Annotated in this window: 14 protein-coding genes; 6 read left to right on the top strand and 8 right to left on the bottom strand. The window is 71.8% G+C overall.

What is annotated here, in order from left to right; genetic code table 11:
- Positions 1 to 21: 21 nt before the first annotated feature.
- Entirely contained in the window at positions 22 to 462 is a 441-nt protein-coding gene (locus DEJ09_RS13940) for a VOC family protein (RefSeq protein ID WP_071405380.1), read from the top strand.
- Positions 463 to 467: 5 nt separating this feature from the next.
- Here DEJ09_RS13940 and DEJ09_RS13935 read toward each other — a convergent pair whose 3' ends face one another.
- Entirely contained in the window at positions 468 to 911 is a 444-nt protein-coding gene (locus DEJ09_RS13935) for a thioesterase family protein (protein WP_111030304.1), read from the bottom strand.
- Entirely contained in the window at positions 908 to 1,516 is a 609-nt protein-coding gene (locus tag DEJ09_RS13930; RefSeq protein ID WP_071247243.1) for a QsdR family transcriptional regulator, read from the bottom strand. Before DEJ09_RS13930 ends, DEJ09_RS13935 begins: the two co-directional genes overlap by 4 nt.
- Positions 1,517 to 1,575: 59 nt before the next feature.
- On the opposite strand from DEJ09_RS13930, the gene DEJ09_RS13925 reads away from it, so the two are divergent.
- Positions 1,576 to 2,757, top strand: coding sequence for an acyl-CoA dehydrogenase family protein (locus tag DEJ09_RS13925; protein WP_111055003.1), 1,182 nt, complete (start codon positions 1,576 to 1,578; stop codon positions 2,755 to 2,757).
- 39 nt (positions 2,758 to 2,796) lie between these two features.
- On the opposite strand, the gene DEJ09_RS13920 is transcribed toward DEJ09_RS13925, so the two are convergent.
- Positions 2,797 to 4,875, bottom strand: coding sequence for an alpha/beta fold hydrolase (locus DEJ09_RS13920; protein ID WP_111088970.1), 2,079 nt, complete (start codon positions 4,873 to 4,875; stop codon positions 2,797 to 2,799).
- Positions 4,872 to 5,768, bottom strand: a complete 897-nt coding sequence (locus tag DEJ09_RS13915) for a patatin-like phospholipase family protein (RefSeq protein WP_111088969.1) — start codon at positions 5,766 to 5,768, stop codon at positions 4,872 to 4,874. The genes DEJ09_RS13920 and DEJ09_RS13915 overlap by 4 nt, the downstream gene beginning before the upstream one ends.
- 113 nt (positions 5,769 to 5,881) lie before the next feature.
- Between DEJ09_RS13915 and DEJ09_RS13910 the strand changes: the two genes are divergently transcribed.
- Entirely contained in the window at positions 5,882 to 6,691 is an 810-nt protein-coding gene (locus DEJ09_RS13910) for a GAF domain-containing protein (RefSeq protein ID WP_071247251.1), read from the top strand.
- Between the two features lie 41 nt (positions 6,692 to 6,732).
- Positions 6,733 to 6,918 (top strand): hypothetical protein, encoded by a 186-nt coding sequence (locus DEJ09_RS13905; RefSeq protein WP_027465208.1) that lies wholly within the window; start codon positions 6,733 to 6,735, stop codon positions 6,916 to 6,918.
- A 133-nt stretch (positions 6,919 to 7,051) separates the two neighbouring features.
- Here the strand turns inward: DEJ09_RS13905 and DEJ09_RS13895 are convergent, their stop codons facing one another.
- Together DEJ09_RS13895 and DEJ09_RS13890 are read right to left on the bottom strand one after the other, a co-directional pair.
- Positions 7,052 to 8,083: an NADPH:quinone reductase gene (locus DEJ09_RS13895; protein ID WP_111088968.1), complete on the bottom strand. Its 1,032-nt coding sequence runs from the start codon at positions 8,081 to 8,083 to the stop codon at positions 7,052 to 7,054.
- Positions 8,084 to 8,133: 50 nt separating this feature from the next.
- On the bottom strand, positions 8,134 to 8,496 hold the full coding sequence (locus tag DEJ09_RS13890; protein ID WP_071247254.1) for a helix-turn-helix domain-containing protein: 363 nt from the start codon (positions 8,494 to 8,496) through the stop codon (positions 8,134 to 8,136).
- Between the two features lie 108 nt (positions 8,497 to 8,604).
- Between DEJ09_RS13890 and DEJ09_RS13885 the strand changes: the two genes are divergently transcribed.
- Positions 8,605 to 9,252, top strand: coding sequence for an NAD(P)-dependent oxidoreductase (locus DEJ09_RS13885; protein ID WP_111030365.1), 648 nt, complete (start codon positions 8,605 to 8,607; stop codon positions 9,250 to 9,252).
- A gap of 177 nt (positions 9,253 to 9,429) precedes the next feature.
- Here the strand turns inward: DEJ09_RS13885 and DEJ09_RS13880 are convergent, their stop codons facing one another.
- Positions 9,430 to 10,752, bottom strand: coding sequence for an MFS transporter (locus DEJ09_RS13880; protein ID WP_111088967.1), 1,323 nt, complete (start codon positions 10,750 to 10,752; stop codon positions 9,430 to 9,432).
- Positions 10,753 to 10,888: 136 nt separating this feature from the next.
- On the opposite strand from DEJ09_RS13880, the gene DEJ09_RS13875 reads away from it, so the two are divergent.
- A complete protein-coding gene (locus DEJ09_RS13875; protein ID WP_111088966.1) occupies positions 10,889 to 11,746 on the top strand; it encodes a LysR substrate-binding domain-containing protein in 858 nt (285 codons plus the stop codon).
- Between the two features lie 169 nt (positions 11,747 to 11,915).
- Here DEJ09_RS13875 and DEJ09_RS13870 read toward each other — a convergent pair whose 3' ends face one another.
- Positions 11,916 to 13,154: a hypothetical protein gene (locus tag DEJ09_RS13870; RefSeq protein ID WP_146245730.1), complete on the bottom strand. Its 1,239-nt coding sequence runs from the start codon at positions 13,152 to 13,154 to the stop codon at positions 11,916 to 11,918.
- Positions 13,155 to 13,208 lie beyond the last annotated feature (54 nt).

Raw genomic sequence — 13,208 nt, 5'->3', positions numbered from 1 at the left:
GCAACCCTGAGGAGCTCCACCATGACCGAGCCGTTCGCACGCCCGACCGCCCTGGCCCACGTCCGTGTCACCGTGACCGACATCCACCGGAGCAAGGCCTTCTACCAGCTGCTGCTCGGCACGGATCCGGCGATCGACTTCAGCGACCAGGTCGACGAGCCGGGTGTCCGCGAGGATCGCGAGCGTTTCTACGGCGGATCGGTGTTCCGGCTCGGTGACCAGGTGTTCGGACTCCGTCCGGTCGCTCCCGCAGGGCAGACGTTCGATCCGGACACCGTCGGCCTCGACCACGTGAGCTTCGTCGTGGGTTCGGTCGACGAGCTGCACGAAGCGGCCGCCCGACTCGATGCCGCGGGTGTCGAGCACGGCGAGGTCACCGACCTCGGCGACGCCGGCATGGTGATCCTGTCCGTGCAGGACCCCGACGACATCAACCTCGAGCTGGCTGCACTGAAGGGCTGAGGTCGTCAGTCGGCGACGGCGGCCTGCTGCGCGACCATCGAGCCGGTCACGAGCTCGCGGAGCTCGGCGGGCAGCGGGATCGGTCGGCGGGCGCCCTCGCGGTCGATGATGACGTGCACGAACTCACCGGTGGCGAGCAGGGCGCCGTCGGACTGCCGGAACAGGCCGAACTCCCACGACAGGCTCGTGGTGCCGAGGTGCTTCGAGCGCATCCCGACCTCGATGACGTCCGGCCAGACGGCCGACTCGACGAACCGGCAGCTCGACGACACCAGCACGGCGATCCACTCCGACGAGAACGGGTCGAGCCCGGCGGCCTCGCGGAACCAGTACGTCGACGCGTTGTCCATCGCCGAGTAGTAGATCGTGTTGTTGACGTGCCCGAACATGTCGTTGTCGTTCCACCGGGTGGGGTAGGAGCGGCGGAACGGGTACTCGTCGATGGTCATCGGTCTCCGATCGGTGGTGCGGGTGTGGCGTGCACCGCGTCGGGCCGCAGGACGTACTCGAACGCCGCACGGGCCCGGTCGGGATCAGGAGTCTCACCGGAGATGAACTCGGCGTAGGTGAACGACTCGGAGATCCGGACGAGCAGCCGTGCGAGCTCCTCAGCCGACAACGGTGCCGGATCGAACGTACCGGACGACTCCTGCTGCTCGATGAGAGCGGTCACCCGGGCGACGAAGCGGCTCTGTACGTCACTGTCCGAGGTGGTGAGCAGACGCATCGCCCGAGCGGGTTCGCGCGTCAGGAACGCCCGGAAGTACGGGGCGTCGATCAGGTCGGCGGTGAACCGGTCGAGCACGACGACGAGCCGGGCTGCTCCGGTCGCCCCGATCTCGTCGGCGGCGTGGGTGGCTCCGTCGAGGGTCGGGACTGCGAGGGACCACAGGATCTCGGACAGCAACCGGTCACGGTTGCCGACCCAGCGGAACAGCGACGTGCGGTCGACGCCGAGTGCGGCAGCCAACGCCCCCATGTCGATCCGTGAGCCGGCGATGAAGGTGTGACGGGCCTCCCGGAAGGCGCGCAGCGCAGAGTCTGATGTGTACACGCGATCCTCTCTTGCAACGTTTTCGAGAATGATGCATCGTGGTTCCCATGTCAACGACGATGCCCGCGACGCCCCTGCTCGAATCGGACTTCTACGGCTTCCAGCAACAGCTCACCGAGCAGGAGCGCGCGTCGCTCGGGCAGCTCCGGCAGTACCTCGAGCGCGAGGTCGCGCCCATCGCCGACGCGTACTGGGCGCGCGCCGAGTTCCCGATGCAGGTGATCGCGCCGCTGGCCGAGCTCGGCATGTACGGGCCCGGCGTCCCGCTCGTGCGGCAGTTCGAGAACTCGGCCGTGTACCGCGGCTGGGCGGCCCTCGAACTCGGACGCGTGGACGCGAGCGTCGCCACCTTCATCGGCGTGCAGTCCGGCCTGGCGATGAACTCGATCGCGGTCGCCGGCAGCGACGAACAGCAGCGCGAGTGGCTCCCGCGGATGGCCACGGGTGAGATCGTCGGGGCGTTCGGGCTCACCGAGCCGTACTCCGGCAGCGACTCCGCGAAGGGCCTGCGCACCACCGCCCGGCGCGAGGGCGACGAGTGGGTGCTCGACGGCGAGAAGCGCTGGATCGGCAACGCCACCTTCGCCGACGTCGTCGTGATCTGGGCGAAGGACGTCGCCGACGGTCAGGTCAAGGGCTTCCTCGTCACCACCGACACCGCGGGCTTCACCGCGACGAAGATCGAGGACAAGATCGCGCTGCGCGGCGTGCAGAACGCTGACATCGTCATGCAGGACGTCCGGGTGCCCGAGTCGCGCCGGCTGCAGAACGCGACGTCGTTCCGCTCCACCGCCGAGGTGCTCCGACTGACCCGCACCGAGGTCGCCTGGCAGGCCGTCGGCATCGCGGTCGGTGCGTACGAGGCCGCGCTGGCCTACGCCCGCGAGCGGATCCAGTTCGGCAAGCCGATCGCCGCCCACCAGCTCGTGCAGGACCTGCTCGTCAAGTCGCTGTCGAACATCACGGCCTCGATCGCACTGTGCACGCAGGCCTCGGCCATGCAGGACGCCGGGGTCGGTGGCGACGAGCACTCGGCGATGGCCAAGGCGTTCGCCACCGCGAAGATGCGGGAGACCGTCGCCTGGTGCCGCGAAGTACAGGGCGGCAACGGCATCGTGCTCGACAAGGGCGTGGCCCGGTTCTTCGCCGATGCCGAGGCGATCTACTCGTACGAGGGCACGCGCGAGGTCAACACCCTGATCGTCGGCCGGGCGATCACCGGGCAGGCCGCGTTCGTCTAGCGGCCCACCCGGCTCGCCCCGGTTCGCCGGACGGGTGCGCTACCCGAGCAGCGCCGGCCGCTCCCACTCCTGGTCGAGCACGTGCTGCCCGAGGAACGCGAACACCGTCTCGTACCAGACCACCGCGTGCTGCGGAGCGAGCACCCAGTGGTTCTCGTCCGGGAAGTACAGGAACCGGTGCGGCATCGAGCCGTCCGGCGCCGCGTGGTGCTCCGCGAGTTCGGACCAGAGCCGCAGCCCCTCGCCGATCGGCACCCGGTAGTCCTTGTCGCCGTGGATGACGAGCATCGGTGACGTGATGTCACCCACGAACCGGTGCGGGTCGTTCGCCGCGATCCCCTCGGCGTCGAAGATCGACGACCAGTACTGCGACGAGTCCGTCGTGCCGTTGAACTGGTCGAGCGCCCACAGGCTCGCGTGGGTGACGATCGCCCGGAACCGGTCGGTGTGCCCGGCGACCCAGTTCGCCATGTACCCGCCGAACGACCCACCCATCGCGGCGGTCCGGGTCGCGTCGATGTCCGCCCGCGCCTCGACCACGTCGGTGATCGCCATCAGGTCGGTGTACGGCGCCTGGCCCCAGGCGTTCCAGCCGCGGTTCACGAAGTCGAGCCCGTAGCCGGTGGACAGCGCGGGGTCCGGCAGCAGCACGGCGTAGCCCCGGGCTGCGAGCAACATCGGGTTCCAGCGCCAGGACCACTGGTTCCACGAGTTGAGCGGTCCGCCGTGGATCCACAGGACGAGCGGGTGCGGCCCGTCGCCCTCGGGCACGACCAGCCAGCCGCGCACCCGGGCGCCGTCGGCTGCGGTCGTCTCGACCTCTTCCAGGTGGGCGGGCACGTCCGGCAGGGGCGCCGGCGTCGCCAACGGGGTCACCGTGCCGTCCGTCGCGATCCGCACCGGGTGCAGCGGGGCCGCCCAGGAGGCCCGGAGCGCCACGACCACGCCCGTCGCCGCCGCCACGCGCAGGCTCGAGTACGCCCAATCATCGTGCGTCAGCTGCTCGACGGCCCCGCCATCGAGGGGGATGCGGAAGACCGGCGCGCGGCCGTCCTGGTCGGCGACCGTCAGGAGCGCGCGGTCACCGTGCTCGAACACGAGCTCGCTCGGCCAGCGGTCCCAGTCAGTCGCGACGCGGCGGGCGTCGGAGCCGTCGATGCCGGCGACCCAGACCTCCTGCTGGTTCGCGCCGGCCGGGGTGGAGCGGACGGTGCGGACCCAGGCGATCGTCCTGCCGTCGCGGCTGAGCGCTGGCATCTCGTGGTCGACGTCGACGTCGTCGAACAGCACCGTGCGGTGGCCGCTGGACAGGTCGATGGTGACGAGCGTCGAGCGGTCCCCACGGGCCTCCCGGACGCCCACGGAGGCCAGCAGGACCGAACCGTCGGGCGTGAGCGCCCCGTCGACGTGGTCGAGCGAGCGTCCGGGGGCCGGTGTGCGGTCGACGGGCTGGACGGGCTCGGCGCTGGCGCCGACGGCGTCGCTGCCGGTGTCGCTGTCGCTGTCGGCCGTCTCGAGCGTCAGCACGTGCGTCTGGGCCGGCCCGAGGTCGTGGTCCCAGTACCGGACCGGGTAGGTCTCGTGCAGGATCGCGCGGACCTGCTTGTCCTTCCGGCTCTTCCGGAGCTCCGCGTCGGCCTCGAGCACGGTCGCGGGGTCGGAGCCGGCCCCCGGCAGCAGGTCGGCGGTCAGCGCCACGACGTCCGACGAGGCCGCGGTGGCCAGGACCCCACCGACGCCGCCGGCCAGGCGGGTGAGCGGACGTGCCTCGCCACCGTTCGCAGGCAGCACCCAGAGCTGGGCTGTCTCGAGGTCGGTGGCGTCGGCGTCGGGCCGGGCGGAGACGAAGAGCAGGTCGCCGGTGCGGGTGAAGGCGATGCCGCCCTCGCCCTTGGCGGAGCGCGTGAGGCGGACCGGGCGTGCGGCGGGTGTGCCGGCGTCGTCCGCGTCCTCGGCCTCGGCTGCTGGTACCTGCCAGATCGACCGGCGGTACCCGGTGCCGTCGGGGTCGAGGGCACTGACCGTCAGGGCGACGCGGGTGCCGTCGGGGCTGATGTCGATGCCGTCGACGCGGGGGAGCGCGACGTACTGGTCGAGGTCGGAGAACGGGGTGCTCATGCGTGCACGCTCGCCAGGTCCTCGGCCCAGAAGGCGGCGACCTGCTCGGCGACCACGGTGCCCTGGGCGTGGCCGGCTTCGGCCGACGGTGCCTGGGTGGCGAGCGAGAGCGAGTTCGTGCCGAAGGCCTGCTGGGACGCGCTGTCCGCCACCACGACCTCGACCGACGAGCCGCCGGCCCGCAGGGTCTCGACGGCGACGTCGAGCCAGGGCCCGCACGGGGACGGGCCCTCGGGGCCGCAGGCGATGACGAGCACGCGCTCGTACCCGGCGGCAGCGTCGGCGTTGGTGCCCGAGCGGACACCACCGTCGACGTACGGGCGGCCGTCGATGGCGACCGGCGTCCAGACGAAGGGCACCGAGCAGCTGGCCGCGACCGCACGGGGGAGCGGCACGCCGTCGGCCGCCGTCAGCAGGCGGAAGGTGCCGTCGGTGGCGTCGACCGCGGTGACGGCGAGCGGCTTCTCCGGCCACTCGGTGGACGGGAGCGTCTCGCCGAAGGTCGCCGTCCGCTCGTCGTCGCTCTGCCCGCCGACGACCTGCTGAGCGGCCTGACCGAGTCGAGCCCGGGCGTCCTGCTCGCCGGTCGCACCCTGCAGTGCTGCGCCGATGTGCTGCTGCACGGCCTCGACGTCGATGGGCGCCGGCTCTTCGTAGGTGGTCGGCGCCGGGGTGTGCTGCTGGTCGTAGGCCTGCTGGACGGCACCGTTCCGGACGAACGCGCCGACGACGCTGCCGGCGCTGGTGCCGACGACGAGGTCGGCGGCGTCGAGGTCGACGCCGGCTTCCTGCAGGGCGACGAGGACGCCGACTTCCCACGCGATGCCGGCGACACCTCCGCCACCGAGGACGAGGGCTCTGGATCCGGGAACGGGCGTGCTGACGTCGGTCATGGGTCCTGCTTACCAGCTGCGTGCGACGGGCCGGTGGAGGCCGATGGATCCTGTGGAGAACCCGCCTGTGGACAACTTCGTCCGCGTCGGTGGCGTGACCTAGCGTCGTGGTCATGGGGAACCAGCGTTCAGGACGGGTCGGCACGGTCGTGTGGCCGATCGTGGTGGCTGCTGCGCCCACCGCAGCGTTCCAGCTGCCGAACCTGTTCGTCACGCCGGCGGTCCGACTGTCGCTCGTCGCGTTCGGGCTCGTCGTGCTCGTCGGCGCCGTGACCGTGCAGGTGGTCCGGACCCGGCGCAGCGACGCCGCCCGGTCGGTGGCCGAGGACAACGCCACCGCGGCGGAGCTCGAGCAGTCGACGGCGGTCCGGTACGCGTTCGGCCAGATCGCCACCCGACTCGTCCGGTTCACCGAGCTGCCCCGGTCCGATCGCCACGGTGAACTCTCGGTCGTCGCCGACCGCGTCGCCGTGGCCCTGGCGTTCTACCTGCTGCCCAAGGTGCCCGACGTCCGCGCCAACGTGTACCAGCTGTCCACCGATCTGCGTGCGCTCGAGCCGATCGGTCACGGTGGGGCCGGCGACACCGCCGGGGTCTTCCGCGCCGGCACGCCCTACGGCGACCGCAACCTCGAGTGGGTGCTGGTCGGCGGATCACCCCGGATCGTCGGTGACCGCTCGGCCGACGTCGACGTCGACCAGGACCTGCCGGGCTTCGAGCCGCGGTACACCTCGTACGTCTCGGTGGTGATCCGGTCCGACCAGTACTCGTTCGGCATGCTCACCGTCGACTCCCCGGTCCCCGACGCCTTCACCGAACTCGACGCCAAGAACATCGCGATGATGGCGTCGTTCATGGCCGTCGCGTTCTCGTTGACCTACTCGTTCCCCGAGCGCGACCGCAATCCAAGGAAAGGCCCGTGATGCTCACACGCTCTGTCGGACGCTCGACGTACGATGCCCCCATGACGACCGTGAACCCTGCTCCGCCGTCGTTCGGGCGTGCCCGGATCTCCTCGCCGAACTGGAACGACACCACCACCGACGCCGACTACGAAGACCTCGACGTCATCGCCGCCAACATCGAACGCGAGCGCGTTGCAGCCCGGCTCCGGGTCACCGCAGCGATCGCCGCGCGTCTGGGTCGCTGACCCCTCCCGCATCGTCCACGACGAACGGCTCCCACGCATGCGTGGGAGCCGTTCGTTTTAGCCGGAGCCGGAGCCGGAGCCGGAGCCGGAGCCCGAGCCCGCGCCCGAGCCCGAGCCTGCCCCGGTGTCGCAGCTACGGCGCCTCGGTCACGTCGATGAGCACCTTGCCGACCGTGTCCTGCTCGACCGCGTCGTGCGCCTGGGCGGTCTGCCCGAGCGTGAAGCGGGTGAGCGGGAGCCCGGCGTCCTCGCCGACCGGCAGCACACCGTCGTGCAGCGCCTCGGTGACGTCCTCGGCCGCCGCGGACAGCGCCTCGTCGCCGATCGTGTAGAGCAGCAGGAACTGGTAGCGGGCGTTCACGCTCATGTTCGGGCGGATCGGCAGGCTCGCCTCGTCGCCGCCGTTGTTCGCGTAGATCGACACGACACCGTGGTTCGCCAGCACGTCGGCGACCAGCGCGGCGTTCTGCGGGATCGACACCTCGACGACGATGTCGACACCGTCCGGCGCGATCGACCGGATGCGCTCGGCGGCGTCCTCCTCGCGGTAGTTGACGACGTGGTGGGCACCGGCCGCCGTGGCGAGGGTTGCCTTCGCGTCCGAGCTGATCGTCGTGATGACGGTCGCTCCGGCCCAGTGGGCGAGCTGGATCGCGGCGTGCCCCACGGCACCGGCGCCGCCGGCGACGAGCACGGTGAAGCCGTCGAGGGCTCCGGGCCCCAGTCGTGCGGGGCCGTCCTCGTGGGTGGTGAGGGCCCGGTGCGCCGTCATCGCGGGGACGCCGAGCGAGGCGCCGACGTCGAACGAGACGCCGTCGGGCAGCGGGACCACGCGCGACTCGGGCACGACCGTGTACTCCTGTGCCGTGCCGGTCGGCCGTGACGCCGCCGCCATGAACAGCCAGACGCGGTCGCCGACGGCCAGCCCGTCGACTCCGGGGCCGACGGCGTCGACGACACCGGCGCCGTCCTGGTTCGGCGTGATCTCGGGGAACGGCAGTCCGTCGCCGTACGTGCCGCCGGCACGGGCCTTCCAGTCGGTCGGGTTGACGCCGGAGACGACGACGCGGACGCGGACCTCACCGGCACCGGGCTCCGGGATCTCCCGCTCGACGAGTTCGAGGACGCTGCTGGCACCGGGCTTCGTGTAGACGATCGATCGCATGTCCCCAGGCAACCACTCGTCGCCGTCGGGGATTCCGAGTGCGAGGTCGCTCAGCGCGCGTCGTACCCCTCGCGCGCCTCGGCGACGTCGGGCATGTGCGAGGTGGCCCAGTCCTCCAGCGGCACGAGCACCGTGCGCAGCGATCGCCCGAGCTCGGTCAGTTCGTACTCCACGTGCGGCGGGATCTCGGGGAACACCGTCCGCGTCACCATGCCGTCGCGCTCGAGGGCCCGCAGCGTCTGGGTGAGCATCTTCTGCGAGACCCCCTGCACCCGGGCCGCCACCGCCGAGTACCGTGCGGGACCGTCGGCGAGGGCGCCGATCGTCAGCACGCTCCACCGGTCGCCGATGCGGTCGAGCAGCTGCCGACTGGGGCAGTCCGCCGCGTAGGGGCTGTACTCGAGTGCTGACATGGTGTCCTCCGCAACGCACCGCCAGGTGCCTACTTACTCAAAGAGAGTAACTCTTGTACGGTGACTGTCAACGTCACCGACGCCCAGCACGTCCACGAAGGGAACACCATGACCAACATCGTCGTCTTCGGAGGCACCGGTTACGCCGGCTCCGCCATCACCCACGAGGCACTCTCCCGCGGCATCACCGTCACCGCGGTCGCCCGCGACACGAGCAAGCTCGAGCCGGCCGAGGGTCTCACCCTGGCGCAGGGTGACGCGTTCGACGCCGACTTCGTGTCCGAGGTCACCAAGGGTGCCGACGTCGTCATCGTCTCGCTCCACGCCGTGCAGGCCGACGGCAGCGAGCTGAAGGACAAGTTCCAGCACTTCGTCGACGCCGCCGCTGCAGCCGGTGCGCGGCTCGGCATCGTCGGCGGTGCCGGCTCGATGCGCGTGTCCGAGGACGGCCCCCGCCTCTTCGACACCGACGGCTTCCCGGACGCCTTCAAGGGCGAGGCGAAGAGCCACGCGCAGATCCTCGACGCCCTCCGTGCGTCGGACACCGAGGTCGACTGGTTCTACGTGAGCCCCGCCGCGGCCTTCGGCAGCTACAACCCGGGCGAGCGTCGCGGCACCTACCGCGCTTCGGACGAGGTCCTGCTCGCCGACGCCGAGGGCAACTCGGACATCTCCGGCGCCGACTACGCCATCGCGTTCGTCGACGAGATCGTCACCCCGGCGCACCACCAGGCGCGGTTCGGCGTCGCCTACTGAGGCACTGCCCCTCGCAAGACACCGGTGTTCACGCAACGCACCGCGGGATCCCGCGGCGTCGAGCGTGAACACCGGTGTTTTGCGAACCACCCGACGTGACCAAGGGGCGGACGGGAGGCACGGGGCGGGGCTGCCACGGGCCTCCAGGCCGGCGGGTGGTCACCGCCAGGGCCCGCGTCAGTGCGCGACGATCGCCGGCACCGGCAGGTGGTGGCGCATCCGCACCGCCAGGTGCAGGCCGCCCCGGCGGGCGAGCACGAGCGCGATCACGGCGGCGGCCGCAGCCGGCACGCCTCCGGCGACCATCATCCCCACGTGCGCACCGAAGCGGTCGACGATCTGGCCCATCAGCGGCCCGCCGATCGCCTGTCCACCGAGCAGCACGAGGACGTAGAGCGACATCACCCGGCCGCGGATCGCCACGTTCGACGACAGCTGCACGAGCGAGTTCGACGCGGTCTGGAACAGCAGCTGCGACATCCCCACCGCCACGAGCGCGACGGTGAACGGTGCGATCGCCGGGATCGACCCCGAGACGACGAGCAGCACGCCCGTCCAGAACACCCCGCCGACGATGGTGCGGAGCCGGACGACGGCCCTCCGGGTGGAGAGCAGCGCACCGACCAGGGCGCCGATCGCCACGGCGGAGTTGAACACCCCGTAGCCGCCAGCGCCGACGTCGTACACCTGTGACGCGAAGGCGGACAGCAGCACGGGCATCGTCAGCGCGAACACCGAGAAGAACGCGACGAGGATCACCGGCACGATGATCGTCGGCTTGTGCACGGCGTAGCGGAGGCCCTCCACGAGCTGCCCCTTGCCGCGGGGCGCCGGTGGTGTGCGGTGCAGTTCGGAGACCTTCAGGAACCCGAGCGTCACGACGACGGCGACGCAGGCGATCGCGTTCACGCCGAACGACCACCCCGCGCCGACCGCGACGAGCAGGGCCCCGGACAGCGCCGGACCGATCATGCCGCCGAGCTGGAACACCGACGAGTTCACGCTGATGGCGTTCCGCAGGTGCTTGTGCCCGACGATCTCGGTGACGAACACCTGCCGTGCCGGGTTGTCGATCACGGTGACCATGCCGACCAGGAACGCGATCACCCAGATGTGCCACGCCTGGACGACGCCGGCCAGCGTCAGGACGGCGAGCAGCGCGGACAGCACCGCGAAGGCTCCCTGGGTGATCATCATGAGCGCGCGCTTCGAGAACCGGTCGACCAGGACGCCGCCGAGCAGCCCGAACAGCAGCATCGGCGCGAACTGGCAGGCGACCGTGATGCCGACCTGCGCGACCGACCCGGTCAGCTGCAGCACGAGCCAGTCCTGGGCGATGCGTTGCATCCAGCCGGCGGTCATCGCCACCAGGTTGGTCGCCGTGAACAGCCGGAAGTTCGGCACGGACAGGGCGATGAGCGTGTGGCGCCACGGCGGTCGCGTGGCCTGGATCGGGAGCGGTTCGGTGGGCGGGGGGAGGGTCGTCGGTGACGCGCTCACGGTGCGGGGTTCTCCGGACGTCGGTGTGGATCTGGTACCCCAACGAAACTACGTGGCGCCGGGCCATTCGATACCCCTATGGTGGCTATCACTCCATTGCGATGTCGAATGAGGTCGCACCGACGGAAGGCGCGACGTGCTCGATCCTGTCCTGTTGCAGACGTTCCTGGCCGTGGCGGAGACCGGCAGCTTCACGCAGGCCGGCACCCGGCTCGGCATCAGCCAGCCGACGGTGTCCCAGCACGTCCGGCGCCTCGAGACCGCGGTGGCGCGCACCCTGGTCGCCCGGGACACCCGCGGCGTCGCCCTGACCGACAACGGGGACGCTATGGCCGGGTTCGCACGGACGATCCTCGCCGCGCACGCCACCGCCGACGCCTACTTCTCCGGCGCGGCCACCCGCGGGCGGCTGCGGTTCGGGGCGGCGGACGACCTCGCCATCACCCAGCTGCCGCGGATCCTGCGGGACTTCCGACGACTGCACCCGCAGGTGAACCTCGAGCTCACGGTGAACCAGTCGGCACCGCTGCTCCGCCGGGTGCACGCCGGCCAGCTCGACCTGGTGTTCATCAAGCAGACGGCGGGGGAGTCCGCCGAGGGCACCCGGGTCGCCACCGACCAGATGGTGTGGATGGCGCAGGACGGCATCGCCCTGGAACCCGGCGAACCCGTCCCGCTCATCGCGTACCAGGCGCCGAGCATCAGCCGGCAGATGGCGATCGACGCCCTCGAGGCCGCCGGCCGCACCTGGCGGATCACCTGCAACACCCGCGACGTCAACGGGATGCTCGCCGCGGTGCGCGCGGGCATCGGCGTCGCGGTGTTCCCGCACTCGCTGATCCCCGCGGACCTTGTGAAGGTGTCGCAGCGGCTCGGGCTGCCGGACCTGCCTGCGGTGGACTACGTCCTCATCGCAAACCCGACGGTGCAGCGGGAGCCGATCGACGCGCTGACGAACGCGATCGTGTCCCGTGGGGTCGTCCGCGCCGTCTGAGCGCGTGCATCGGCGGCGAGACGCCGGCGTGTTCCGGGATGGTGAGCGCGACGAGACGCCGGCGTGTTGGCTCGACGCCGCGTCGACGTCGAGACGCCGCGACTTTCGGGGGCGTCTCGACGTCGACGCGGCGTCCTGCCGAGACGACGGCGTCTGAGCGCTCGCCGCGCTACGGGGCGAGCGTCGGGGTCGTGCCGGTGCCGGTGACGTCCGGCAGCGTCACGCCCGCGAGCGGCAGCAACGCCGCCGCGACCGCCCACAGCAGCACGACCGTGCCGACACCGCCGAGCACCGCACCGAGCAGCGCGACCGGTCGCTGCCACGTGGCCGTGCGGTCGCGCAGTGTCACGATCGAGAGCACCAACGCGAGCAGTCCGAGCACCACGCCGACGCCGTGCACGGTCGCCGGAGCGGTGAACCACCAGGCAGCCAGACCGATCGTCGCGATCCCGGCGACGGCACCGAGCACCGCACCGGCGGTCGCGCCGAGCGCACGGCGTGGCCCCGGCACGGCGCCTGCGGTCACGGGCTGGTCGAGCAGTTCGGTCGGGAGGCCCGCCTCGCCCCCGCCAGCACCCTGCGGCACCGGGGTGGGTGCGACCAGGGCCGTGGTCGCCCGGGCTTTCGGGGTCGCGACGGCGGTGCCGCCGGGAGCGGCGGTGGTGGGCGCCGCGTGCAGCACGGCGTCGAACGACCCCGCGGCTGCGGGTGTGGGTGCTGCCGACCGTGCGGCGGCCTGCTGGTGGGCGAAGCGTCGGGGTGTCCGGTAGCCGATCGGGCCGACGGGCTCGGGTTCGGTGCCCTCGACGACCACGTGTTCGAGGCCGGGCACCGAGAACCGGGGCTGTCCGGCGACGGGCACCGCGGGTGTGGCGGTCGTCGGTGCCTCCGGCGAGGGGGTGGTGAGCGGTGCGACGAGTGGTGCGGCGTCCGCCGAGGCGGGTGCGGCGGCGACCGGGGAGACCGGCACCACGAGCCCGGAGGCAGGGACGACCGACGACGGCGGCACCGCGGGGGTCTCGAACGGCACGGTGTGCACGTTCGGCGACGTCGGGGCCGGGGGCAGCAGTTCCTGCTGCGGCGGGAAGTCGGGCACGGGGGCGTCGGCCTCGACCAGTGCGGCGATCGACGCGGGCTCGGACGTCGGTGCGTGCGCGGCCGGCGCATGCGCGGCGGGTGCCTGCTCAGCCGCGGCGTTCCCTGCCGGGGCGACCGTGGTCGGTGGGACCGGCGCCGCGTGGGCGGCGCGTGACGAGGCGGGGCTGGGGCGGGCCTCCCGGCCGGAGGCGTTCACGTGACCTGCGGCGGCGACCCGCTCGGGCGCGACCTCGTCGACGGGCGGCGCGGTCACCCAGGCCGGGACGGGCCGACGGGGCCGGTCCGATTCGGGCATGCGATGCGCTGCCACTGCGGCGCTCCTTCCGTCGACTGATCCATGCTCAGTTGTAGCGGCAACCGCTGT

It is taken from the genome of Curtobacterium sp. MCLR17_055, assembly GCF_003234305.1.
Lineage (GTDB): Bacteria > Actinomycetota > Actinomycetes > Actinomycetales > Microbacteriaceae > Curtobacterium > Curtobacterium flaccumfaciens.
Note: the sequence above shows the minus strand (reverse complement) of the source record. Positions and strands in the feature narration are given on the sequence as shown.

Bases quoted from the DNA above. Each gene is read 5' to 3' on its own strand.
- DEJ09_RS13890 (WP_071247254.1), bottom strand. From the start codon at position 8,496: ATGTCAGCACTCGAGTACAGCCCCTACGCGGCGGACTGCCCCAGTCGG.
- DEJ09_RS13915 (WP_111088969.1), bottom strand. From the start codon at position 5,768: ATGACCGACGTCAGCACGCCCGTTCCCGGATCCAGAGCCCTCGTCCTC.
- DEJ09_RS13895 (WP_111088968.1), bottom strand. From the start codon at position 8,083: ATGCGATCGATCGTCTACACGAAGCCCGGTGCCAGCAGCGTCCTCGAA.
- DEJ09_RS13925 (WP_111055003.1), top strand. From the start codon at position 1,576: ATGCCCGCGACGCCCCTGCTCGAATCGGACTTCTACGGCTTCCAGCAA.
- DEJ09_RS13905 (WP_027465208.1), top strand. From the start codon at position 6,733: ATGACGACCGTGAACCCTGCTCCGCCGTCGTTCGGGCGTGCCCGGATC.
- DEJ09_RS13885 (WP_111030365.1), top strand. From the start codon at position 8,605: ATGACCAACATCGTCGTCTTCGGAGGCACCGGTTACGCCGGCTCCGCC.
- DEJ09_RS13920 (WP_111088970.1), bottom strand. From the start codon at position 4,875: ATGAGCACCCCGTTCTCCGACCTCGACCAGTACGTCGCGCTCCCCCGC.
- DEJ09_RS13940 (WP_071405380.1), top strand. From the start codon at position 22: ATGACCGAGCCGTTCGCACGCCCGACCGCCCTGGCCCACGTCCGTGTC.
- DEJ09_RS13935 (WP_111030304.1), bottom strand. From the start codon at position 911: ATGACCATCGACGAGTACCCGTTCCGCCGCTCCTACCCCACCCGGTGG.
- DEJ09_RS13910 (WP_071247251.1), top strand. From the start codon at position 5,882: ATGGGGAACCAGCGTTCAGGACGGGTCGGCACGGTCGTGTGGCCGATC.